This is a genomic window from Mucilaginibacter sp. SJ, from assembly GCF_028993635.1.
Lineage (GTDB): Bacteria > Bacteroidota > Bacteroidia > Sphingobacteriales > Sphingobacteriaceae > Mucilaginibacter.
Genome location: NZ_CP118631.1, coordinates 5980429 through 6005483 on the forward strand (window position 1 = coordinate 5980429; position 25055 = coordinate 6005483).

General features: G+C 41.3%; 15 protein-coding genes. 8 read left to right on the plus strand and 7 right to left on the minus strand.

Annotated features, from left to right (window positions below; all coding sequences use genetic code 11):
* Positions 1 to 7: 7 nt before the first annotated feature.
* The 6 genes from MusilaSJ_RS24545 to MusilaSJ_RS24570 form a co-directional block, all read right to left on the minus strand.
* Positions 8 to 364 (minus strand): DUF2147 domain-containing protein, encoded by a 357-nt coding sequence (locus MusilaSJ_RS24545; protein WP_274987398.1) that lies wholly within the window; start codon positions 362 to 364, stop codon positions 8 to 10.
* A gap of 39 nt (positions 365 to 403) precedes the next feature.
* Positions 404 to 1078 (minus strand): outer membrane protein, encoded by a 675-nt coding sequence (locus MusilaSJ_RS24550; protein ID WP_274987399.1) that lies wholly within the window; start codon positions 1076 to 1078, stop codon positions 404 to 406.
* Between the two features lie 91 nt (positions 1079 to 1169).
* A complete protein-coding gene (locus MusilaSJ_RS24555; protein ID WP_274987400.1) occupies positions 1170 to 2504 on the minus strand; it encodes a TolC family protein in 1335 nt (444 codons plus the stop codon).
* Between the two features lies 1 nt (position 2505).
* Complete coding sequence (locus tag MusilaSJ_RS24560; protein ID WP_274987401.1) at positions 2506 to 5625, minus strand: efflux RND transporter permease subunit; 3120 nt, start codon at positions 5623 to 5625, stop codon at positions 2506 to 2508.
* 120 nt (positions 5626 to 5745) lie between these two features.
* Positions 5746 to 6795, minus strand: a complete 1050-nt coding sequence (locus MusilaSJ_RS24565) for an efflux RND transporter periplasmic adaptor subunit (RefSeq protein ID WP_274987402.1) — start codon at positions 6793 to 6795, stop codon at positions 5746 to 5748.
* 1171 nt (positions 6796 to 7966) lie between these two features.
* Entirely contained in the window at positions 7967 to 8836 is an 870-nt protein-coding gene (locus MusilaSJ_RS24570; protein ID WP_274987403.1) for a helix-turn-helix domain-containing protein, read from the minus strand.
* A gap of 153 nt (positions 8837 to 8989) precedes the next feature.
* Between MusilaSJ_RS24570 and MusilaSJ_RS24575 the strand changes: the two genes are divergently transcribed.
* The 5 genes from MusilaSJ_RS24575 (at position 8990) to MusilaSJ_RS24595 (ending at position 18769) form a co-directional block, all read left to right on the plus strand.
* The gene (locus MusilaSJ_RS24575; RefSeq protein WP_274987404.1) at positions 8990 to 12232 is read left to right on the plus strand and encodes a DUF1553 domain-containing protein; all 3243 of its coding nucleotides are present in this window, start codon (positions 8990 to 8992) and stop codon (positions 12230 to 12232) included.
* Between the two features lie 6 nt (positions 12233 to 12238).
* On the plus strand, positions 12239 to 13756 hold the full coding sequence (locus MusilaSJ_RS24580; RefSeq protein ID WP_274987405.1) for a DUF1501 domain-containing protein: 1518 nt from the start codon (positions 12239 to 12241) through the stop codon (positions 13754 to 13756).
* Positions 13757 to 13787: 31 nt separating this feature from the next.
* Positions 13788 to 14897: an NHL repeat-containing protein gene (locus tag MusilaSJ_RS24585; RefSeq protein WP_274987406.1), complete on the plus strand. Its 1110-nt coding sequence runs from the start codon at positions 13788 to 13790 to the stop codon at positions 14895 to 14897.
* A complete protein-coding gene (locus tag MusilaSJ_RS24590) occupies positions 14852 to 16231 on the plus strand; it encodes a DUF2231 domain-containing protein (protein ID WP_274987407.1) in 1380 nt (459 codons plus the stop codon). The genes MusilaSJ_RS24585 and MusilaSJ_RS24590 overlap by 46 nt, the downstream gene beginning before the upstream one ends.
* A 99-nt stretch (positions 16232 to 16330) precedes the next feature.
* Positions 16331 to 18769: a glycoside hydrolase family 95 protein gene (locus MusilaSJ_RS24595; protein ID WP_274987408.1), complete on the plus strand. Its 2439-nt coding sequence runs from the start codon at positions 16331 to 16333 to the stop codon at positions 18767 to 18769.
* Between the two features lie 629 nt (positions 18770 to 19398).
* On the opposite strand, the gene MusilaSJ_RS24600 is transcribed toward MusilaSJ_RS24595, so the two are convergent.
* Entirely contained in the window at positions 19399 to 19848 is a 450-nt protein-coding gene (locus MusilaSJ_RS24600; protein ID WP_274987409.1) for a helix-turn-helix domain-containing protein, read from the minus strand.
* A gap of 62 nt (positions 19849 to 19910) precedes the next feature.
* Between MusilaSJ_RS24600 and MusilaSJ_RS24605 the strand changes: the two genes are divergently transcribed.
* The 3 genes from MusilaSJ_RS24605 to MusilaSJ_RS24615 all read left to right on the plus strand — a co-directional run bounded on the left by MusilaSJ_RS24605 (position 19911) and on the right by MusilaSJ_RS24615 (position 24305).
* Complete coding sequence (locus MusilaSJ_RS24605; protein WP_274987410.1) at positions 19911 to 20693, plus strand: CPBP family intramembrane glutamic endopeptidase; 783 nt, start codon at positions 19911 to 19913, stop codon at positions 20691 to 20693.
* Positions 20694 to 22052: 1359 nt separating this feature from the next.
* Complete coding sequence (locus MusilaSJ_RS24610; protein WP_274987411.1) at positions 22053 to 22619, plus strand: porin family protein; 567 nt, start codon at positions 22053 to 22055, stop codon at positions 22617 to 22619.
* Positions 22620 to 23246: 627 nt separating this feature from the next.
* On the plus strand, positions 23247 to 24305 hold the full coding sequence (locus MusilaSJ_RS24615; RefSeq protein WP_274987412.1) for an adenylate/guanylate cyclase domain-containing protein: 1059 nt from the start codon (positions 23247 to 23249) through the stop codon (positions 24303 to 24305).
* Positions 24306 to 25055 lie beyond the last annotated feature (750 nt).

Sequence of the window (25055 nt, forward strand, 5' to 3'; positions counted from 1 at the left end):
GCGGAAATCAATTTACCCGTTTCCACGTTTCATTGAAACTGAGGAAGCCCCACTTTACCTTGAGGTTTAATTCTGTACCGGATTCACTGATCGTGAAACGACCGCGATAGGTTTTATTGTCTTTCGGATCAATCACAATTCCTTCGAAAACCTTTGCAGAAATTGATTTTAGCTCTTTTGCGATAGTCTTATTGTTGTAAATTTTATCTTTTTCTGTTTCAGTACCGATTTGTTTGGCCGTTATTACCTGGCCTTCCGCATAAAACTCGATAACATCTTTATCCGGGGTTATCCACTTACCTGTAATAGCTGCCTGCTGAGCTTGTGAAATTAAACCAAAAAACACTGAAAATATGGTGGTCATAATAACTTTTTTATACATGGCTATAATTATTAAGATGAACTATAAAGGTGCTTTAATACCGGCCATGGTGCTGATACCGCTCAGATGCGTACTTGATTTATTTGGAAGTTCAGGTATTGTTGATCCCTGTGCTTCCAGAAATAATATGAACGACTTCGATATCTTGTAGTTAATACCTGCCCCCGCATTAATATAGAGATAGGTGCCCGAGAATGTACTATAGTTGACTGCGTTAGTTTTCACATCAAATGACGTCGTGGGTACATCGATAAATGATGTGCCAACACCGGCTAAGACAAATGGCTGCCACCGGCCAAAACTGTGCTGGTAACCAAAGCCTAAACCAAGGTTGGAGCTATTCGCCTGAGCGTTAATAGACGAGTTAATGGCTCCAAGGTTACTTTGGGATTTGAAATTGACTGTTGTTTGCCCGAATTGTAATTTGACAAAGTAATTTTGGTGATAGTTAAGCTGAAGAGCAGTCATTGCATTCGAACCTGTCAGCGTATTTTGGCCTTTAACCTGATTGTAAGGAATAAAAAGGCCGACCGAACCGCCAAAATCCAGGTACAATTTGCGGGCTGCCGGATCATCAACGCTTTGTGCGCAGGCGGTCGATGCTAAAGCGCCGATAGACATCAGCGTAACAAAAAAACTCTTTTTTATTTTATGTCTGGCAATTGAATGCTGCTTCTTTATTTTTATCAGTCTCATATTAAATTTAAAGTGTTTGTTGTGCAGTTACTATTTTAACTGGCTTTGTGTAAACCGACAGCCGGGTACTTACCGATGTAGTGGCTGCCTGTTACTTGATTTGTCCGGCTAAATTCCTGAGCTCTGCAATGGCGATGACATTAGATAATTGCGCGGAATATAAATTCACTTCTGCCTCGGATAGCCTCAACTTCGTTTCCAGCATTGCGGTTTTGATATCGAGCCCCGCAATTTGCCTGTCCTGCTGCTCTTTCAGTGCATCCCTACGATAAGCTACCAGTTTTTTTGCTGCCAGAATTAACGCCCCCGACTGTTTTATTTTGCGCCAGGTTTTGTCTATATCGCTGTCTATTTGACGTTTTGTATAAATCAGACTTTCTTCAGCCTGCTTTAACTGGAAAACCCTTTGGTTTTGCACCTGCTTATTAGAGAAAAGATCCTGCAGGTTCCATTTTAGGCTAATGCCCACGTACGGGCTGCTAGGAGGTAATACAGGGCTGCCTTGTTGGACATAATAGCCAGTTATAATTCCGATATCTGGTATATTGCTTTGCCTGGCCGCTTTTATTCCCAATAACGCCTTTTCCTTATTCAGCCTGCCTATTTCCATATCAGGGTTGCCAAAGGACGAACTCTTATAAGCCTCTACAGGTTCAGGAACTGAATTGTCAGGCTCGGCTTCCATTAGTTTTGCGCCAGTTAAATCCAGCTCGGTAATCCTGCTCAGTTCGCCCAGATAATCCTGTACCTGAATGTCAAGTTTTAACAGGCTTTGTTCTTCGCCCGCTATATCAGCCCGCAAACCGGCAAGATTGACCCCCGTGGTTTTGCCGGCTGCCAACGCCCCTTCGGCGTCTTTCAGCCTGGCTTTGGCCAGTTCCAGTCTGGCCGCTTCCGCTTCGCTTTGCTTTTGGGTTATAAGTGTTCCGTAATATAGTTGCTCAATTTCAAGCCCTAATTGCAGTACCGTTTTCTCCTTCTCTTTTTGTATCAGCTTGATATCAGTTTTGTCTATCTCAAGCCCTGTATTTATTTTGAATTGTTGCGACAGGGGTTGATAAAGATTAAGCCCCACGTTATAGCTGCCTTTCTGTCCCACGGCAAAATTGCTGGATTGCGCCGGCAAAAGCTGGGTATCTCCATTACCTGTTTTTACAGAACCCAGTGCACCCGCAGGTACAGTAATATCAGGTAATTTGAAATTGTACTGATAAGTTCCGTCGAGTGTTGCCGCAGGATATTTTTTTATTTCGTCTTCTTTTAGCTTACTGATTTTTTCCTGCACCTGGTATTCTTTAATAGCCAGCTGATGGCTGTTCTTCCCGGCAGCATCTTTCAGCTGTTGCAGCGAATAGACTACCTGTGCAGATAAGCGGAAAGAACCGAATGACAATATCGTCAATAGCAGGAGGCTGATTTTTTTCATATTATGCTTCATTTGCTATAATTGTTTTATTGTCCTGTAAAATGTCTTTTTTATCACTGGGGTGAATCACCCCTATATACATAACCGGCACCGTAAGCAGGGCCATTACCATGCTCCAAACCACTCCGAAGGACAGTACGCTGGCCAGGGGGGCCCACATGGGCGATTTAGAAATAATCATCGGAAGTACCCCGACTGCAGCTGCCATGGCGGTAAGAAAAACAGGACGCAATCGTCGCTTAGCGGCCTCAGTTGCTGCGGTCTTTATGTCCAGACCCTGTTTGAGAAGCACATTGGTATAATCGACCAATATAATGGCGTTGCGAACCACGATGCCTGATAAGGATACAAGTCCTATGAATGCTGTGAAACTGAAATTATTGCCGGTAACTGCAAGTCCGAGAATAGAGCCAAACAGGCTCAGGGGAATAGTTGTCATGATAATAAATACTTCTTTCAGGTTTCTGAACTGAAATAAAAGAATAAGAAATATCAACACCATGCTGATGGATAATGCAGTGATCAGGTCATTTTCCACCTCTGCTTTACCGCCTTCTTCACCGGCATATTCTATGCGATAGCCGCCTGGCAACTTCAGACTGTCAACAGCCGGTCTTATTTCTTCAAGCAGTTCGGCCGGTAACACATGCGACTTCGTTTCACTTTGAACTGTCAGTGTTTTCATGCCATTGCGGTGCATGATCTTGCCGCTCTGCCATTGCGGGGTCAGGTCAGCTATCTGCCTTAATGGTACGGTTGCATTATTAACAGGGGAGGTGATGTACAGATTCTGTAGATCGCTTGTGCTTTTGCGGGCGTCGGGATTTAGCCGGAACAGAATGTTTATAGGACTATCACCTTCATACATCGTAGAGATGGATGCACCCGTAAAGCCTGTGTAAATCGATTGTGCAATGCTGGATGTGGTAAAGCCCAGCCGTTTTCCTTCTTCTTTAGGGGTAACCTGTATACCATAGTGATCCTCACCAAAGTCACTTCGTACCAGGCGGCTACCCTTGGCCTTCTTCATGATATCCTCTACCTGTACTGCAATTGTTTTTAACCGCGTTACATCATCACCAATGATGCGGACTTCCACCGGGGCTTTTAAATCGGTACCCTGCTGCATTAGCTTTACAAAAAATCTTCCGTCCGGTATCAGCCCCCTCATTTTTCCGGTTAGCTCTTCAGCCATTTCTTCGGTAGTTTGGGCATTGGTCGTGTTTACCAGTATCAATGCATAATTACTTGTAGGGACTTCCGGCGTAAAATTGTAGTAAAACCTCGGTGCTGATGTGCCGGTAAAGGTGGCGAAGGATATTACCCTCTTATCATCTTTTACTAACTGTTCAGCTTTTAAAATAGCCGAATTGGTTTTCTCCAGTTTGGTACCCGTAGGCATCCATAATTCGACCACAAATTGATTGCGTTCAGCGGGAGGAAAGAACAACTCGCGTACCCCCAGCTTAAATATGACAACTGTCAGGAAGGCAAATGTAATGCTGGTAAGGATTGTTAGCACAGGATGTTTTACGCACCACCCTAACGCCGCATTATAAGCGTCCTGCATATAGGTAAGAGCAGATTTTTTCTGTCTTTTTTTCTCTTGCCCCTCGGCCTGATCGTTATGCTGGTGTAATCCTTTTTTTATGAACGTATAACAAAGTAAAGGAGTCAGGAACAAGGCAACAAAGTAGGACGAAATAAGGGCAACAGCCACTGTAATCGGCAAAGTAAATATGAACTCTCCGGTAGAACCTTTAATAAGTATTAAAGGCATAAACGAAGCAATAATGGTAACAGTTGCGGCTAGTACCGGTATCAGCAGATCATGCGCACTGCGCCAGGCCGCGGTCCATCGGTCAATACCCTCGTCAAGCAATTCTACATAGTTATCCGCAATTACGATTGCATCATCCACCACCATTCCCAGTACCAGGATGAGCCCGGCAAGCGATACCTGGTGTAATTCAATGCCCAGTGTGTTTAAAATGGCAAACGTTAGCGCCACAGTCATTGGTATGGCCATGGCCGCTACCGATGCAATACGGAATGGGAGCAGCAGAATGACCACGACGATAACCGATACTATAGCGAGAAAAAATTCTTTGATGAAATGCGAAATACTTTCATCGACCAGCTTGGGTTGCGATACCAGTGTAATGATCTTCACATCCGAAGGGATCAGTTTCCGTGCTTCTGCTATCTTTTTTTCTACATCTTTCCCGAAATCGACAATGTTATTGCCTTCATGCATTTGTATGGATAGTAGAATGGCCCTGCTGCCGTTGACCGTAATAATGCTTTCGGGTTCCGCATACCCTCTTTTCAAGGTCGCTATGTCACTCATTTTTACAGGTGAACCTGTAGCCGATGTTCCAACGATTAAACTGGCCAGATCGGTTTCGGTATGAAAATAGCCATTGGTGTAGAGTGGTGTCTTACTACTCCCTGTTTTGATCTCTCCGGTGGCATCAATGCTATTTTGCGACTGCAGTGACTGTACCACCTGCATCATATTAACATCGTATTGAGCCAATTTGCCGGATGTAGAAGACACCACAACTTCTTCTTTTTGTTCACCAATACGCTTAACTTTTGAGGCCTGTGGCAGCGTCCTGACCTGATCTTCTACCTTTTGGGTATAGTCTTTTAAAGACTCATAGCTGGCATCCTTACTCTCAAGGGCAATAACGATAGCTTCAGTATCACCAAAGTCTGAGTCAACAATCGGGCCCTGTACACCTGCGGGCAGATCAACTTCTTTGGCAAGCAGGAATTGATGTCTTAATTTGTTCCAAAAGATATCAGGCTGTTTTACGTTTTCGGACAGCTCTACATTGATGACCGCCATTCCATCCTTTGAGGTAGAGTAGGTTTTGGTCTTGTCAACTTCTTCGTATTGAAAAAGGTACTGTTCCAGTTTCTGGGTAACCTGTTCTTCTACCTGTGCAGCCGACGCCCCGGGAAAGGAAGCGATGACCAGGCCGGTTCTAATTGTTATCTTAGGGTCTTCCCGACGAGGCATATTCAACAGCGAGTTTACACCCACCGCGAATAGCATGAGCAAAACGGCCAGCGTAACCTGCTTATATTTAAGTGCTACTTCTATAAAATTCATTTTCTTGCTTGTTTTTGGTTTTAGATAGCTGGGAAACACAAAGGCGATTAGTTTGAGACGGCGGCTAAAACCTGGCTGCTGGAAATCGCCCTGTATTTTTTTTCGGGTCCACCGGATTGTTTACCTTGCAATTGTTATTAAGGCCCCATCAGAAAGTTTGGTTTGGCCTGATGTAACGACTGTCTCGCCGACCGAAAGTCCGGAGACGATTTCGATTTTATTTGCCGACATTTTGCCCAGGCTCACTTTACGTTTGAAGGCTTTTCCGCCAGTCTTATCTGCTACATAGACATAGCTTTGGTTGCCGGAGTCGTTTATGATACTTTCTACCGGCAGCAGGATCCCTTTTTTCTGCCCGTTAAAGATAATTCTGGCTTCGGCAATCATCCCCGGGCGTATATGCAACCCTGCGTTATCCAATCCGATCTTTACCGTAAAAGCCCTGGACGCCGCGTCGGCTATTGCGCCGACTTCTGTTATCTGGCCGGAAAAGGTTTTGCCCAACGCCGCAATGTTAATGCTTGCTGACTGACCTATATGTAATCCGCTTAGCTCTCCTTCCGGCACAAACGCCAGCACCGTTACCTTCCTGATGTCAGAGACCACAAACAGCGGTGTGCCGGCGCTAATGATTTCGCCCACTTCGGCTTGCTTGCTTAATAGTACTCCGTCTATTGGCGTGAACAGCCTGGCATCACTCAGATTCTTTACTGTAAGCTTTTGTTGTATCTCCGCTTTTTGCAGCGAAGTGCTAATTTTTGAAAAGTCGCTTTCGCTTAGGCTCCCTTTGTCATGTAGTATTTTTAAACGCCTGTACTCATCCTTCGCTTCGTTCAACTGTACGTCGGCAAGCTGCTTATTAAGTGTGTAGTCAGTGGCCTCCAGGCTTGCTACCAGTTGTCCTTTGGAGACAAGCTGTCCTACCTTGCTTGCGATCAGATTGATTTTGCCCGGCACCATAAAGCCGAGTTTGACAGTAGTAGTCCCTTCAACATTGCCACTGAAAGTTATTTCATTAGTTTTTGGGGTGGACGATACGGTTTCTGTTTGTACAGATATGGCATTGCCTGTTTCCTCATTTGACTTTTCTTTCTTGTCGGTACATGCCGCAAAAAACAATACGATGGCAATCACCTTCGGGATATTTTTTAGGGTTTGTATTTTTATCATTATATGTTCCATTTTGCAATTATTTGATGCAAAAATGTATCGGATGAAGGCTCTTCCTTTTTTTTTGTGACTTAACTGACTAAATTGTATACTGAAAACACAATAATGGATACTCAAATGACGGCTTGAAAATGAAAGAGTTTGTCAATGAAGATGATAGGGGTATCGACTGATCGATAAGATTTTTCCGCACTGCTGAGGCAGGGCGGTATTTTAAAGAGTCCTTGAACTGCTCCGGGTTTTTCAGAATATTCAGCCGATATGATGGCATGAGGATTGGTTTCATTTGCAATATCTTAAAAGCTGTTTATCTGCCGGCAACCGCGATAAGGTTGGGCTAAAATCTCCTGCCGGTGAGCGCTCTGGGCAAGTGACAATATGATAATCGCGGTTTGCTGACCTTCAGGGCGGCGATGGAATTCCCCGGCTATGGTGAAACGCATAAACGTGCAGGGTTTAGACCGGCCACGCATTAATTCGCCATGGTCTCATTTCCTAAGAATGCCTATCGGAATCATGTACGGTGTCTGGTTAGTATAGAGCAAAGAGATATTTTAGATGGCGGCCTTCGTACGACCACCAATGTAAAGGATGCAGCAGCAGCTTTAACAAAGACGAAACGTATATTAATAGGGATAAGCGATGTAAGCGAACGGCAGGACGCATGCTTTAATGGCTACTTCCGTCCTGCTGAAACATTGATACAACCAATTACAGGCTGTTAATACAGTTGGTGTTTTGCGAAAACTACAATATAGAAGTATTGCAGGAAGCGTTGGTAAAGCCTTTGGCTTACTGACGAAATAAGACTTATAAAGAGAAAGTGGTGTAGTCGATCAGCTAATATGTTAGGCAGTGGGGTAAGCAAGGTTTTACACACACTGAAATTGATGTGGATCATTAGCTTTTTGCACTGGTAAAATTGTTCGGAATATGGATGAAATAAAGTTTTTAACCACAGTGGCGGTGGTGGCACACGCCAGGATGTGCTGACATTGTGCGGTTTAATGTGCTTGGTGCAACTGTTTCGAGTTAGGCTATTAAAATGCACGATACACAGTTGAACGTAAACTTTGTAGCGTTTTTTGACGAAAAAGGTGCTATATAAAAAGCTGTATTTTATAAAGTATAACCTTTTATCGTATAATCCAATTTTTATGAATAATCTAACTTATATAATCATGCTGCCTTTTTTATAAGCGCTTGGAGTTTGTCCAGCTCGCTTTTTAAAGACACGCGAAAAATAAGCTAAATTTTCAAATCCTGTTTCTACTGCGATTTCGTAAAATGTCATGCTTGTGGTGGTTAATAATAACTGCGCCCTTTCAATTCTTTTAGATTGTAGATAGGTGAGTGGGCGTTCCCCTGTATTTTCATGAAAAAGCCTCGAAAAATAATCAGGATTATAACTGGCCCTATTTGCTAAATCAGCTACTGTAATCGTCAACTGTAAATTGGTTTGTATATAATTTATGGCATCAGAAATCTTAGAATGAATAATGCTTTTATCCTTTATTAAAAAAAAATCAGGCGCCAAGAATTTGGACAGTAACCGCAATAATAATCCATTGGTTTCTACATATGCAGCAATAGGCATAAATTCATTCAACGCGATAAAGTTTTTTAATATCGGACGTTTTTCATACACTTTGGGATTATTTGAAATGTTCAAGCCCCTGTTCGGGTTTAAATGAAGTATTCTTTTAAAGCATGCAATATCATCGTCTGTAGCTTTTATTTTAAATATTTTTCTGTTTGACGAAAATAGCGATGAACCATCTGCCGATTCTTCGACAAATGATATGTAATATTGGCTTAAATAGCTATCGCAATAGTAACAACAGGTTGTAAAACTTGGTACTAAATATAAATAACCATTTTCGAGTCTGAAAGCTTCCGTAGTGTTATATAATTTACCTTCACCACCATCAATAAAATATAAGCGGTAAAAAGTGCTGGTCACATTTTTGAAATTCCAGTTTTTGTTCAACTTAACATGATCCGTGTTCATTAGGGCAAATGTCGACTTTAAAATGCTCATGTTCATAATAATATAGCATTTGCAATTTAAAAATAATCACGATAAGTTTTTATGAAAAAGTCGGCTTTGTGTAAACTTATGTTGTCTTTGTGAAATTTTAATCCATTTTCTCCATGTAGCTTTATAAATTATAAACCGAGTAAATTTCACCTTATGCGAAGGCTGTTTTTTATATTTCTTGGCGCCTTAGTGGTGTTGGTAGCCGCATTATATATTAGTTCATCATCTGTTGATTTGCCTTCAGATGTAAAGGAGGCTTACAACGCTTTGCCCAAATCGCTGGATTATAATATAGATGTAAAGCCCATTCTTTCTGATAAATGCTTTGCATGTCATGGTCCTGATAAAGCCAAACAAAAAGCCGGTTTACGATTGGATATAGCCAAATTTGCTTATGCCGATCTACCCGAAGATAAAGGCAAAGTAGCCATTGACCCCGGAAACCTGGAAGGAAGCGAATTTTTTCACCGCATTCTGTCAAATGATCCTAAATATATGATGCCTTCGCCCGAATCACATCATACCCTGACTGCTACAGAAAAAGCTATCCTGATAAAATGGATCAAGGACGGGGCAAAATATAAACCGCACTGGGCTTTTGTGAGACCTGTAAAACCGGATGTGCCTGAGGCGGATAATAAAGACTGGACAGCTAATAACCCGATAGACAATTTTGTACTCGCCAGGCTGGAGCAGAAAAAGCTGCAGCCATCTAAACAGGCCGATAAGGAATTACTGTTGCGCCGTGTTTCATTAGATTTAACTGGCCTGCCACCAACTATAAAGGAAATAGATGATTTTTTAAAGGATAATTCGCCCAATGCCTATGAGAAACAGGTTGACCGCCTGCTTAATTCAGCTCATTACGGCGAAAAAATGGCTGTTGACTGGTTGGATGTGGCCCGTTATGCTGATTCGCATGGCTATACAGTTGACCGGTTAAGGGATATGTCACCATACCGCGATTGGGTGGTCAAGGCTTTTAATACCAATTTTTCTTATAATAAATTTATCCAATGGCAACTGGCCGGCGATCTGATGCCGCACCCAACCCGCGATATGATCATCGCGACCGCCTTTAACCGTAACCATCCGCAAAATATGGAGGGTGGTATAGTGGAGGAGGAGTTTCAGACCGAGTACGTGATTGACCGTACCAATACTTTTGGTACAGCCATGCTGGGCATGTCGGTGGGTTGCGCCAAATGCCACGATCATAAGTTTGACCCTATTTCGCAAAAAAACTACTACCAGCTATTCAGCTTTTTTAATAATGTAAAAGAAGCAGGCCAGATCTCCTGGGACGATGCCTTGCCCACGCCAACGCTGATGCTGCCCACCAAACAAAAGGAAAAAATACTGCAGTTTATAAACAACAATATTTCGCAGGAACAGCATAACATTGCCCTTGCCCAAAGTAGGGCCAATGCTGGTTTTGAAAAATGGCTGAATGCCGGCGACTATAAAAAATTAGCTGCCGACAAAATACCTAACTACGGTGTGCAGGCTTATTACAATTTTGATAAGGGTAATCTGGTTAACAATATCAATAGCAAACAAGCCGGTTTAATGAAACGCGAAACCGGGTTGCCAGGTGATGTAGAAGTATTTGAAAACAAAGGCAATGGTAAAGATTTGGTATTGAATGGTGACACCTGGCTCGATCTGAACCAGGTAGGGGTTTTTCGGAAATCGGAACCATTTAGTGTGGGTATTTGGGTTAATATCCCCAAACAACTTACCGAAGGTGTTATTTTTCATAAAAGCAGCGCCGAGCGTTTGTATAACTTCAGGGGCTATCACTTGTATCTTAAAAATAACAAGCTGGAATTGAACATGGCGCACACCGGGCCTTCAAACGCCATTACCAAAGTTAGTATTGACGATGTGCCGCGCGATAAATGGATCCAGCTTACGGCAACTTATGATGGCTCATCAAAAGCAGCGGGTTTTAAATTGTATATGAACGGGGCCGAAATGAAAATGGAAACCACCATGGATCAGCTCACTAAAGATATCCTGTTCATAGGCGGTGGCGCACAACCCGGCCTGCAAATTGGTGGCTGGTGGCGCGGTCGTGGCTTTAAAGATGGCAAAGTCGATGATATTGCTGTTTACAATCGGACCCTAACACCTTTTGAAGTTAAAACCCTGGCTCAAAAAGCAAACTGGGCAACCATTGCAGGTAAAGACAAATCTGCCTTATCTGCTGCTGATATTAATACGTTAAAAAGCTATTACTTAGCCGCCATTGACCCGGATATGAAGGCAGAAGAACAGAAATTAAAGGTATTGCGCACCACATTATCTGATTCAACCGAAAATATTGATGAGTTGATGGTGATGCAGGAAATGCCCAAACCTAAAAAATCATTCCTGCTAAAAAGAGGTAATTATGATATGCCAGGCGAGCAGGTTTTCCCCAACACGCCCGAAGCCATATTGCCATATCCTAAAAATCTGCCTAAAAACAGGTATGGCCTGGCGCAATGGGTAACCAATCCCGATAACCCACTGGCGGCAAGAGTGGCTGTGAACCGCTTTTGGCAAAACTTTTTTGGAGTAGGATTAGTGAAAACGGCTGAGGATTTTGGCAACCAGGGTGAAATGCCAAGTCATCCGGAATTGCTGGACTGGTTGGCGGTTAAATTCGTAGAATCGGGCTGGGATGTTAAGGCATTGAATAAGCTGATGGTGATGTCGGCAACCTATCGTCAGGATTCCCGTGCCAGTAAAGATGCCTTTGAAAAAGATGCAGAAAATCGCTTCTTGTCGCACGGTCCCTCATATCGTATGACGGCCGAAATGATAAGGGATAATGCCTTATTTGCCAGCGGACTGTTAAATACGCAGATAGGGGGTAAAAGTGTAAAGCCTTACCAGCCGGAAGGGCTTTGGGAGATAAACAACACTACTTACACACCTGATACGGGCAAGGCCGTTTATCGCCGCAGTTTATACGTGGTGATCAAAAGATCGGTGCCCAACCCAACGCTGTCCACATTTGATGCTCCTTCACGCAGTTATTGCATTATGCGCAGGCAGCCAACTAATACGCCATTGCAGGCGTTGGTAACACTTAATGACCCCACATTTGTGGAAGCATCCAAAGTAATGGGCGAGCAGATAAGCCGGTCAAATGATAGTCGCACGGCTATAAAGAACACCTATCGTAAACTCACCGGCCGTACGCCATTACCCAAAGAGGTTGATCTGTTGCTCACACTGCAACAAATAGAGCTTAAAAAATTCAAACAACATCCTGAAAAGGAAAATGGCTGGCTCAATACAGGTCAATATAAAGTGGATAAAAAAATGGATAGCGCCCTGATAGCCGCCAATACGGTTATTGCCAGCACTATATTAAATTCTGACGCATCATTAACCAAAAGATAGAAAGGCATGTCGAATTTTCATCATGATGAAGAGTTCAGGTTGCATACACCTGAATTTGACGCACTCAATAAAAAACTTGACCGGCGCGATTTTTTAACCAAAACCTCGCTGGGTCTGGGGGCATTAGCCGTAGGATCACTGTTTGGTAACAGTCTTTTCGGCAGTTCGCCTAAAGCTGCCATGAGCGCTGCACAAGGCGACCTGGAGGCCGATATTCTTAGGGCTTTACCACACTTCGCGCCAAAGGCTAAGAGGGTAGTGTACCTGTTTCAAAGCGGCGGGCCATCGCAGTTTGAGCTGTTTGATTATAAGCCTAAGCTAACTTCTATGCTGGGTCAAAATCTGCCCGATTCGGTGCGCAAGGGGCAACGCCTTACCGGGATGAGCGCCAATCAAAGCGTGTTGCCCATGGTGCCGTCATACTATAAATTTAACCAGCACGGCGAAAGCCAAACCTGGATGAGCGAACTGATGCCGCATACCGCTCAGGTGGTTGATGATCTTTGTATCATCAAATCCATGCATTCAGAGGCTATTAACCATGATCCGGCTATTACATTCTTCCAGACGGGTAACCAGCTTCCGGGCAGGCCATCTATAGGTTCGTGGATCAGCTACGGTTTGGGGTCTGACAATAATAACCTGCCTACCTTTATTGTACTGGTTTCCAAAAATGGGCAAAAAGATCAGCCGTTGTATGCCAGGTTATGGGGTAACGGCTTTCTGCCATCCAAACATCAGGGTGTACAGTTCAGGGCCGGTAAAGATCCTGTGCTGTATTTGAATAATCCCGATGGTTATGACGGTAAGGACAGGAAAGAGATGCTGGAATACTTGTCAAAATTAAACCAGCTGCAAAATCAAGCCTACGGTGATCCTGAGGTAGAAGCAAGGATATCGCAATATGAAATGGCCTACAGGATGCAAACCTCAGTACCCGAAGTAATGAGTATGGCCGATGAACCTAACGAGGTGTTTGAAATGTACGGGCCTGATAGTCGTGATTCAGGCACATATGCTGCCAATTGCTTACTGGCCCGCAAACTGCTTGAAAAAGATGTGAAATTTGTACAGCTATATCACCAGGGCTGGGATCAGCACACTAATTTACCGTCGGCCATTGCCACCCAGTGTAAAGCCACTGACCAGGCTACAGCTGCGCTGATCAAAGATCTGAAAAGACGCGGTTTGCTGGAAGATACATTGGTGATTTGGGGTGGCGAATTTGGCCGCACCGTGTATTCGCAGGGAAAACTTACGGCAAATGATTACGGGCGCGATCATCATCCACGCTGTTTTACCATGTGGATGGCGGGTGCAGGTGTAAAACCCGGCATCACTTATGGTGAAACCGACGATTTTAGTTATAACATTACCAAAGATCCGGTACATGTGCATGATTTTCAGGCCACGCTGATGCGCCTGATGGGTATTGACCATGAAAGGCTTACTTATAAATTTCAGGGCAGGCGCTTCCGCCTGACAGATGTTGAGGGAAAAGTTGTTAAAGATATATTGTCATAGTGTTAACTCCGAACAATTTAATAGATATAACATGGAAGAATCGCGTAGAAATTTTATAAAAAATACGGCCCTCGTATCGGCTTTAGTAGCAACTGAGCCGACAAAAAGCTTTGCTATATTACATAAAAACAGGCGACCAGACGATCAAACCATAGGCCACGGTGAATTTACCTACAAAGCTGATAAAGGCTGGGCAAAAATTAGCGTGAACTGTAATCCGCTCGCCAACTGCCATGAAATGGTACAAGACAGTAAAGGCCGCCTTATTATGCTTGGCGACCATACCCATAACAACATTCTGATATTTGATAAGTCCGGCAGATTAATAGATTACTGGGGCACATCATTGCCCGGTGGGCATGGGTTAACCATCAGTAAGGAAGGAAATGAAGATTTCTTATTGCTTACTGATTGTGGCTGGGCTTTAGACAGAACTGGCAATTATTACGGTCAATCAGGTCAGGTGCTAAAGACGACCCTTGACGGTAGACTAATATTTACTATTGGTCACCCCCGTACTATTGGTATATATAAAGATGATGAACCATTTAAACCCACTGAAACCGCAGTAGCGCCGAACGGTGATATCTACGTGGCCGATGGTTACGGATCTGACTATATTATCCAGTATGACAGCAAAGGACAATATATTAGACATTTTGGAGGTCACCATAATACCAACATTGATCATAATTTAATTAATGCCCATGGCGTAAGTGTTGATACCCGCGACAAGAACAATCCTACGCTGATATGTACCTCTCGCGAAGAAAATTGTTTTAAAGTATTTACACTCGATGGGAAATTCATTAAGCGTATTGATATGCCAGGAATGTATGTATGCCGAGCTGTAGTTAATGATTCAAATATCTACGCCGGTGTATGCTGGTCAAAAAATGCTGGGGGTAAACGTTTTGATTACTCGGGCTTTATAACAGTACTTGATGCCAACGATAAAGTAGTGTCGAATCCGGGAGGGGCAGCGCCTGTGTATAAGAATGGTTTATTGCAACAAACGCTGCAGGCAGCAAATCCAATTTTCCAACATGGTCATGATGTTTGTGTCGATGAAGATAAAAATGTATATGTGTGCCAATGGAACGCTTACCATACAGCACCGATAAAATTAACGCGTGTATGATACTGGGGAATATAACTGAATTTTCAGGCCATTTGCATCCGCTTATTGTGCATCTTCCTATTGGTTTTATTTTGCTGGCATGGATTTTCAATATTTTGGCCTATTCAAAAAAATATGAGAACTTAAGCCATGCTGGATCTGTAACTTTACTTATTGGATTTATTTCAGCAGTTTTTGCCTGCGTTTTTGGCTATATCCTTTCCCGATCTGGCGATTACGATCTGTCAACTTTGAACCATCATAAGTTTTCGGGTATTATGCTCGCTGCGATTTCCGGGTTTATGTACTTTATATCAACGGGACGGGTCAAAAAAGAAATGTTTATTCCCGGTAAATTGTTTTCTGTATTACTTTTTGGTTTGATTTTGCTGCTGAGCTATAGCGGTCATCAGGGAGCGAGCCTTACCCACGGTAGCGATTATCTTTCCATGCGTATACTACAGCAGGAGGTACGGGATAAACCAGCTAGTGTTGCAACGGCCATGATATATGAGGATGTTGTCGCGCCTATCCTTCAACAAAAGTGTGCGCGATGCCATCAAGGAGGTAAACAAAAAGGTCACTTTTCTATTGAAACTCTGCAAACCCTACTTAAAGGCGGTAACACCGGTGCCGCAGTTGTAGCCGGAAAGCCTTATGAAAGTGAATTGTTTAAACGGGTAACACTTGATCCGGGGCATAAAGATTTTATGCCTGCTGACGGTAATCCCCCGCTGACCGAAACGGAAGTGCAAATCATTAAATGGTGGATTGAAAAGGCTAATGCGGTAGATGGTAAAATGATAGCCCAGCTTAAATATACTGATAATATTAAACCGAAAATAGGTGCTTATTTAGGTTTCAATAAAGATACTCCGGGTCAGGGCGATGAAAAAAAAAACTTACCGGGTGTTAACCAGGACATTCCGTTGCAAGCTGACACGACCTTGGTTAATCATTTACGTACAAAAGGACTTATGGTACGGATAATGTTGCAAAAGCCTTTAATGCTTGATGTAACCCTCCCCATAAATTCGGGAATAAAAATAGTAAACATTAAAAATGATCTGACACCCCTTGCCAAAAATATTATTTGGCTTAATTTATCGGGGAATAATTTTACGGATAATGATCTTACCCTGCTTAAATCATTTACTAACCTGGAAAAACTGCGGCTCGAAAAAAATCCTGTAACGGATAAGGTCAGTGAAGAACTGGTGGCATTAAAACATCTGGAGGCCGTTAATTTAAATGAAACTAAAATTACCAGACAAGCGATAGAGAATTTGAAAAAAAATTCGGCAATAAAAAGGATATACACCTGGGGCACAGCAGTAAGTGGAATTTCTGATTGATGCAGTTATATCTAATGTTATCCGGAATGCATTAGATAATACAATTAGAGTTAACTTTTTATTCCGACGTTATAAAATAAAAAAACACAATTATTCTAAATGAAATTTAACTGGAAACTTGTCTTCAGCCTAATAGTAAGTATCGGTCTAAATATAAATGGGGCAAATGCCGAAAAAAAGGTTAAAATATCTAATTCAAATACTACTGTTATTTTAAGCAAGCATCCAGCCGAAAACTGGCATGAATGCACACCACTCGGGAATGGCCGTCTGGGAGCAATGGTCTATGGGGGGGTAAACGATGAACGGATCAAAATTAATGAGAGCTCCTTTTGGTCTGGCGAACCTAGAAACCTTCAGAATCCAGAAGCAGCACAATATTTGCCAGAAATTAGAAAGTTACTGAATCAGGGCGATAATGTAAAAGCAGAGGAAATTATAAATTCCAAGCTTTTGGGCCCCAACAATGAATGCTATCTTCCAATGGCAGATATTATGATGAATTTCGGCAGTCGTGGTAAGTTCTCAAACTACAAACGCAAGCTGGATTTAAGCAAAGCTTTACTTACTGTTGAATATGACCAGAATGGGGACCACTTTAAACGGGAATTATTTGTATCCTATCCTTCTCAGGCTATTATAATGCGCATAAAATGTAGCAAAAGTAAATCTATAAATTGCTCGTTTGGTTTGGAGAGTTTAGTCCATTTTGAAACCCACGCTGAAAAAAATCAGCTTATCATTAACGGCCAGGCACCCATACATGCATATCCTAGTTATGAAGGGAAAAAGGAGCCGGTTTACATAGCTGGAGAGGGAATGCGTTTTCAGGGCAAACTTTTAATTCAGTCTACAAACGGCCGGATTACTAGTACTGCAAAAACCTTAGCTATAACAAATGCCTCAGAAATGACCATCGTTTTTACTGCTGCTACTAGTTTTAATGGGTTTGACAAAAAGCCATTTACGCAAGGAAAGGACGAAAAAAAGACTTGTAGTGGATATTTATCAGGAGTCCGTACGAAAAGCTTTTCTCAATTATTAAATGAACATATAAATGATTATTCCTCATTATTCGGGCGTGTTGAGATTGATTTGGGTCGCTCAGAATATTCAAATTTACCTATAGAGGAAAGAATAAAAAATTATAAACCTGATAACGATCCTGGGTTAACAGGTTTATATTTTCAGTTTGGAAGATATCTTCTTATTTCATCATCCCGTCCTGGGAGCCAACCCGCAAATTTACAGGGTATTTGGAGCGACAATCTACAACCGGCCTGGAGTGCAAATTGGACATTAAATTGTAATGCTGAGATAAATTACTGGCCTGCGGAGTGTACCAATCTTAGTGAATGTCATATGCCTTTTCTGCAACTTATTAGAGAGACGACCGTAGACGGAAGTAAGACAGCAAGCAACCTTTACCACTCTAAAGGATGGATGGCCCATCATAACCTCGACATATGGCGGACAACCTGGCCAGTTGGCGGGTCTGGAAAATGGGCGATGTTTCAGATTGGCGGAGCGTGGTTGTGTGAACATATTTGGGAACATTATTTATTTACTCAAAATAGTGTTTTTCTACGGTCAAATTATTTCATTTTAAAGCAAGCATCTCTATTTTTTATAGATAATTTACAAAAAGATGAAAACGGTTTCTATTTGACCAATCCGTCGGTATCTTTTGAAAATGAATATCTTAAACCGAATGGAGAAATAGGGTGGGCAACGAGAGGATCTACTGAAGATATTGAAGCGATACATTCATTGTTTGAGCATGTTTTGCTTGCGGCTTCTATTGTTCATGATAAGGATACTTCATTTTTGTTTCAAATCAAAGATAAACTAGCCCATTTAATCCCATTGAAGATTAGTCCAAGGACCAATCAATTGCAGGAATGGCAAGAAGACGTTTACCCTGCGAGTGCGGCCAATGGGCAAGTACCCCAAGGCTGGGCGCTGATGCCTGGAAATTCAATTTCACTGAAATCAACTCCCCAATTGGCAGCTGCACTAAGAAAAACTATTGAAGTGAGAAAACTGACTGAGGCAAACAATAGCGGTAGTTGGATTGGGGCCTTTGCTGCCAACTACTGGGCGAGGTTACAGGAAGGGGATAGCGTAAAAAAAGTTATTGACCGCCATTTTTCAAAAGCATTGTACCCAAACCTTACATGTAAGTTTAGTGATGAATTTCAAATTGATGGCAATTTGGGAATAACAACCGCAATCGCTCAAATGTTGGTACAAAGTCAGGATGGCGATATTCATTTGTTGCCAGCTTTGCCCTCAACCTATAAAACTGGATTTATTAAGGGAATGAAAGCGCAGGGAAATTATGAAGTTGCTGTATATTGGCAGAAGGGAAGATTGGAAAAGGCTATTATTCATTCTTTGAAAAGCGGTGTCTGTGCAATCAGATATAAAAACATTGAACGAAAACTCACTTTAAAAAAGGGAGCAACTATATTTTTAAACCAAGACCTGCAAACAATATCATATATAGATGTATCATCAAAAGCTTCATTGCCATAATGGTGAAGTAATTGTCATTAGAAAGACCTGAGAATGCTTACATTTGCCGCCTTTCCTATAATTAGGCGCGCTGGGGCATTCTTATTATTTCATATTACAGAAGAATAACTCTAATTTCCTATGCTTTAATGGATTCCAAAGGTTTTTAGTCCATGATATGGCTATTATATTCCTTATAAATTACATTGCTGCTAAAACGGGGTAATCATTAATTTCAACTGAGTTATGCGGGCAATTGACTACATCGTTGGTTGGGTTTCGAAAATGCTTGACAAATGGATTTAAAAATTCATTGTTTGCGGCAACAATGTGCGCCTGTTGCTGAGCAATAGCGGGAGATTTTGGATTTGTAATTAAATTTTAACTGCAATTCCATCTTGACAATCAGATGCTTTGGTTTAGGTATCTGCATGGTTTTCAAACACTAAATTATTAACGTATGTGTCGGTAATGATGATGGAATATTCAGGGGCACTGTACGTTTCTACGATATACCCTACGTTTCTATGATATTTAGATAAGGAACTGTTCCAATGCCATTAAGTTAAGGACGTGAATCCGAAGCGGTCTCAAAGAGTAGCCCCACTCATAACCTGATTCTTTAGACGTTTGTTAGACACATTTAAGTTTTATTTCCAAACGCGATAAATAATAGCCGCATAGATTACGCAGCCGACAAGCACCATATTCAAGGTCTCAAATAAGGTCTCGGGAAATGTAGGTGATTGAATGACATACGCTGAAAAAGACAAGACAATCACTGCTAGCGAACTGATGCTCAATATCCATTTTCTTGGTAGATTCGCTTTGATGGGAATCGAAGGGATTGACTCAGAAACAAGTGAAGACCGATACTCGCAGTTTAAGTCCAGATCAATATGTTCAGCGAGCCTACGCCATGTGTAAAACCTGGGTAATACCTCAGCATTCTCAATGCGCTGAAGAGAACGCAGACTGATACCGGCGAGGCCGGATAATTCCCTTTGGGTCAGCGCTTTTTTAACCCGCCCCTCCCTTACCAGCTTGGCTGTTTGCCCGCGCGTCAAAGAGGATAATTCGTTTATGACATTCAACGACATTTAAGCGACATTTTATTCGGTTATCTTATTTCGCAAACGAAGATAGTAATTTAGCTCCTGCTATGAAAAAGTGGTTTCGTACTTATCCTGATATGTCACGCCTGATCTTGAGTGCCTTTCTATTGGCAACTGCACTGATCGGCAGCGGATTTATTCATATATCTTTTGTACCGGTGGGCATGGTGCTGGTAATCCTGGTGACTTGGGTGATGCTGCGCAGCGAGGGGAGAGATCTGAGTTTTTTAGGCTTTGATGTGAAAGTTCATCACCTACTATTGATACCTGCTGGTTTGGTGTTGGGTATAACTTCGTTCTTACTATCATTCTATGTCGGGACACTGGTACGGGGAGACCATATCATGTTTAATCGAACGATTGACGGTACATTGTTGTTGAAAGAATTTTGGCAGGTTTTGCCGACCGCAGCAGTTCAGGATTTTATTATTGTAGGTTACTGTTATGTTAAGCTTATCGAACTAAGTAATAAATGGATTGCGACTGTGATGTTCGGGATTTTTTTTATTTGTTTACATAATATATGGGGCAGTAATATCGTGAATGATTTGTTTTATGCATCCGGTTTATTCATAGGTTACTTGATGTTTTCTACAGCATTTTTACGTTCGGGAAGTATTTGGCTTGTTATCGGTTTGCATTGGGGGAACAATTTTGCGAATTCTTATCTCTTTACTTTCACTCGTACAGCAACTTCTTGGCTCTTTATTAGCGGACAACAGAAGCACGATCTGACGGTGTGGCAAGCCATTGGCTTGTTTATTGCGCTCAATATTGGCACCGTCAGCGTGATTGCAGCGACTAAACTAATATGGCGAACCAAAAAATGATTCTTATCATGAGCATGTAAATGCTAAATCTCAATGCTATTAAAATAAAATAGTTTTACAGGAAATTATCTTCATTATGCCCGCAAAAGGCAAAATCATTAATGAATTTTATTATCCAGTCTGCAATTCAAACGGAGTTACACGAATTATTTACAAGTTCCAAAAAGGATTTCTCCCGCGATAGAAAATTGGGGTTTGAGCGATTAGTTTTATTATTAATTAATTTTTTCGCAAGAACTAAAGTATTGAAATTGCTGAATTTTATAGTTAATTAGAACCTGATGATCCAATATTAAGTAAATCAGCTTTTGCCAGCAACGGAAGAAAATTAAAGAGTTATTCTTTGCTTGCTGGAAGAAATGTTATGATTAACCAAGCTCTGCCAATTTGATTGACCTTTCTAAACGATTGACGACAAATATCAAAATACTCTATCCAAATTGGCCTGTGTGGGGCAAGATAGCGTGGCTTATCCATTTTTATCATTCTCTGTTCCATTTTGCAATTATTTGATGCAAAAATGTAGCGGATAAAGGATCTTTCTTTTTTATGACCTAACTAACGAAATTGAATCCTGAAAACACAAGGATGGGTATCCAATTGACGGGCTTGAAAATAAAAGAGTCTGAAGTTATTTAACTTCTATTATCTATTTTATTGATAGCGAGCTTATCGTTGTTAACAAAAAAATACTTATCCGTTTAAAAAATGAGTGTTCTTTTCCGTGAACTAACAATACTTAGTATCTACGAACTTTATATGACGAGGCTAATGAATAAAGATAAAAGGTTTGCAGAGAATTTCGTGCCGAGATTCTAAAAGGTGGAATAAAGTCCAATGAGTAAACTCAAAAATACTTTTTTCATAGTTTTAGTTACTCGCCTATGTTTTCCAGACTCCAGACCAATAGTTTATCCACCTAAACTGTTTCGTTTTTTACCAGAGAATAGGCAAAAAGGCTCAGGTACTCGCTGAGCGTTATGATGCCGTATGATCGGATGCCGGTCGAAAATGCGCGCTTTGAAAAAGACCCAAATTCCTGGCCTTCTGCTTCGGAAAGAACACAGGCAACAAGTCAGCAAGGTTACTGAACCATCTTCAGCAACGTCTGAGTGGGCGCGTATGATGCGGCATGGAATAATTTAGCAAGGCCTTCAAAAGGTACGTTATTATCCCTAACGTTTACAATAAGCCGTTGAATAAAGATACAGAGCAGAATTCTTCCTGCTGATAATTAATCCAGTTGAATTTCAAGCAGTGAAAGCTGCATCTCAGTTATATGTTTTGACACTTCAGTCACTTTTTGCTCGGGACAGCATGAATTCATAACTAAACTTGCCATGTTTAAAAATAACAATTATGAAAAAAATAATTTTAGCTCTAACAATTTCGGTCGCAGGTTTAACCAGCGCAAAAGCACAAACAGTTGACATTATACCCAAAGCGGGCATTAGCATTACAACGCAATCAGCCAGTGCACTGCAGGGAGAAAAATCGACAGCCGGTTTTACAGGGGGCATAGCCTTCGATATCCATGCCGGCAAAAGCGGCTTTTCATTTCAGCCTGAAATTAACTACGTAAGTAAGGGGACCAAATTAAAAAATGTCTCCAAAGCTTATAATTTTAACTACCTGGAGTTGCCATTCCTGGCGAAATATAGTTTTAATATGTTTTACGTTGACGCGGGACCTTCCATTGCCATGCAGCTCGGTGGAAAGGATAAATTCACCCAATTATATGGCAGCAAGCCAAGAAATATTGACTTCGGCGTGCAGATGGGTGCTGGTCTTGCCCTCCCGGTGGGTACAGGTAAATTTATTCTCGATGGAAGGTATTCATTAGGCTTGACTGACCAATCTAAGGGCGCCGGTACGGTCAAAAACAGAGGTGTTTATGCAACGATTGGTTATGCCATTCCTCTTTAAGTAAAATATTCACCTTTTAAATAACCGTTTGTTGAATTATGCAATGGGCAGCGATAAATTTCTACCCATTGCATAATTGTTTGACACAGCCGGATTCAGCAACCCGAGCAGTCTGGATTTGTTTCGTTTTACCCATATCTATATGATTTCACAATATTTCAAAAGACACAAATATTTTATGGAAAAAGTATCAGAAATGATCAGGGAATATATTACACCCATCCTGTTGATCACCGTTATGTTATTATCCATGGTAGTACAAATTTTCGTTATACATCCACATCAGTTTTAACATTAACTAAAACAACGTTGCAGCAACTGCCGTTATATAGACGACTCATCAAATAATCTCACTAGATTTTTTTAGACTGAAGGCTTCATTGTTCCAAAACAAAAAATCAGCTTTCAGCTAGCTTCACCGTTCATTTTCTGGTGATATATAAAATTAAAAAAAAATTGCGGAATACATTAAAAACAAGTAGCTTAAAAACATCTCGCTTTGGGGCCCCATCGTAGAACTGTACAAACAGCCAACGCAGTCAGGTATAATCGTGGGTTAAGAATAAACAGGGTATAGGGCGCCTTTAAAACGTTATTGACCCGCAGTGAATATCTTAGAAAACTAGTATGCCTCTTGAGGAAAAAAAGCCATCAGTACCCGTCTATCATAAGATAAAGGACCTATTAATTTCTTTTATAGGTGGGTGCATCATGGGCTTAGCATATTTTTATTTTACCACTCAGCATCATGCTGTAGTTACCTGGAAATCCGCATGTCCGGCAATGTTTACCGGAGCAATGATCGGCATAAGTGTGTTTTGCGCGGAGCGCTTGTATGCTTCTTCGCACCTCACCAGGCTTTCCTTTCTTAAAGCGCTGTTCATCTCCATCATTACCTATAGCCTTATTATTTTTTTTTGGCTTACTGTATTCAATGAAATTCCGTTCGACTCAATTTCAAACCATATTTTATATTCAAGTTTTCAGAAAACCTTTTGGATTGATTTTATTTTTTCAATACTGTCCGCAATTTCCTTTACGATATTCATGGAAGTTAAAAGCCTCCTGGATACAGGATTTTTCTTTAAGTACCTTACAGGAAGGTATCATGTACAAGTCGAGGAAGAACGAATTTTCATGTTTCTGGACCTTCAATCATCCACATCTATTGCCGAGCGGCTTGGTAGTATTACTTATAGTTCGATGCTTAAAGAACTTTTTGACGATTTAACTGTACCCGTGCTTGCAACACACGCTGAAATTTATCAATACGTCGGAGATGAGGTTATTTTAACATGGCCGGGAAGAACCGGAATTAAAAATAACAGGTGCCTTTATTGCTTTCAGTATATTGAAGCTTCTATTGCAAAAAAACGCGATTATTATCAAAAAAAATTTGGTGTAACTCCTCAGTTTAAAGCCGGTCTGCATATAGGCAAGGCTGTAGCAACTATTGTTGGAAAGGTCAAAAAAGAGATTGTGTACCATGGTGATGTTTTAAATACAACCGCAAGGATGCAATCACTTTGTAATCACTATCAGGAAAGTATGATCGTATCAAAGGTATTAATTGATCAACTGAACATAGTGGAGTTGAACGCTATTTCATTAGGCGAAATTGAACTTAGGGGAAAAACAAATTCCTTAGAACTTATTGGGCTTCGTTGGAGTCGACCTTCTATTTGAATAACGTTCAAAGGCCTGTTTAAAGATGTTTAGCAAGGTTGATAAACAGCACACAGTTAGTTCCCTTCAATTTGTGGTTCTACACGTTATTTCGACAATCACATTATTTCATTTAACAAAGGCAAATTTTAGTCGAATTAAAGCTGTTAACCAGTATCAAATTCAAATCGATTATTTCACTGAAAATTAACGGTTAATTTGCCGGCAGGCTGTAGGATAGCTATTTGTATCCCCTTTTTGACCTCATTACAACCTCTCGTTAACTGTTGTTGCCGCTATACTTGTAACATAACCATCTGGATGACCTTGCTTAATCAGCCGAGTTCAAGTTATAATGTATGAATTCAATCACTGTTCTTTTGCATTGTTTTTTGTTTACTACCCCTGGGGAGTAGCAAGGCAAATTGTCTGCGTTGTGTTAATGTGTACAAGGGTTGTTGGATTGCGGTTTACGACTATACTGATTAGTAGTTGGCATCATTTCAAAATTCAATGTATAGGACATCAAATGCTTTTACATGTAGTTACACTGACTCAATTAATAATAGTTTTCAACCAACGCACTTTATTGGGGAGGGGCGGTTAAAAAATTCGATACTTAACCAGGATAATATTCCAATATCCGGTGAAAAAATGGCCACCTTAAAATAAATGAGCAGGTAAAACAACCGAGTAACCTCACAGATTTTGGTGTTTTGGATAACGGTAATTATATCGGGCAATGAGCTAGATTACTCATCGTATAGATTT

Coding starts and splice junctions, on each gene's coding strand:
- MusilaSJ_RS24600 (WP_274987409.1), bottom strand. CDS start 19,848: ATGTCGTTGAATGTCATAAACGAATTATCCTCTTTGACGCGCGGGCAA.
- MusilaSJ_RS24605 (WP_274987410.1), top strand. CDS start 19,911: ATGAAAAAGTGGTTTCGTACTTATCCTGATATGTCACGCCTGATCTTG.
- MusilaSJ_RS24610 (WP_274987411.1), top strand. CDS start 22,053: ATGAAAAAAATAATTTTAGCTCTAACAATTTCGGTCGCAGGTTTAACC.
- MusilaSJ_RS24560 (WP_274987401.1), bottom strand. CDS start 5,625: ATGAATTTTATAGAAGTAGCACTTAAATATAAGCAGGTTACGCTGGCC.
- MusilaSJ_RS24590 (WP_274987407.1), top strand. CDS start 14,852: ATGGAACGCTTACCATACAGCACCGATAAAATTAACGCGTGTATGATA.
- MusilaSJ_RS24575 (WP_274987404.1), top strand. CDS start 8,990: ATGCGAAGGCTGTTTTTTATATTTCTTGGCGCCTTAGTGGTGTTGGTA.
- MusilaSJ_RS24555 (WP_274987400.1), bottom strand. CDS start 2,504: ATGAAAAAAATCAGCCTCCTGCTATTGACGATATTGTCATTCGGTTCT.
- MusilaSJ_RS24580 (WP_274987405.1), top strand. CDS start 12,239: ATGTCGAATTTTCATCATGATGAAGAGTTCAGGTTGCATACACCTGAA.
- MusilaSJ_RS24550 (WP_274987399.1), bottom strand. CDS start 1,078: ATGAGACTGATAAAAATAAAGAAGCAGCATTCAATTGCCAGACATAAA.
- MusilaSJ_RS24565 (WP_274987402.1), bottom strand. CDS start 6,795: ATGATAAAAATACAAACCCTAAAAAATATCCCGAAGGTGATTGCCATC.
- MusilaSJ_RS24595 (WP_274987408.1), top strand. CDS start 16,331: ATGAAATTTAACTGGAAACTTGTCTTCAGCCTAATAGTAAGTATCGGT.
- MusilaSJ_RS24570 (WP_274987403.1), bottom strand. CDS start 8,836: ATGAGCATTTTAAAGTCGACATTTGCCCTAATGAACACGGATCATGTT.
- MusilaSJ_RS24615 (WP_274987412.1), top strand. CDS start 23,247: ATGCCTCTTGAGGAAAAAAAGCCATCAGTACCCGTCTATCATAAGATA.
- MusilaSJ_RS24585 (WP_274987406.1), top strand. CDS start 13,788: ATGGAAGAATCGCGTAGAAATTTTATAAAAAATACGGCCCTCGTATCG.
- MusilaSJ_RS24545 (WP_274987398.1), bottom strand. CDS start 364: ATGACCACCATATTTTCAGTGTTTTTTGGTTTAATTTCACAAGCTCAG.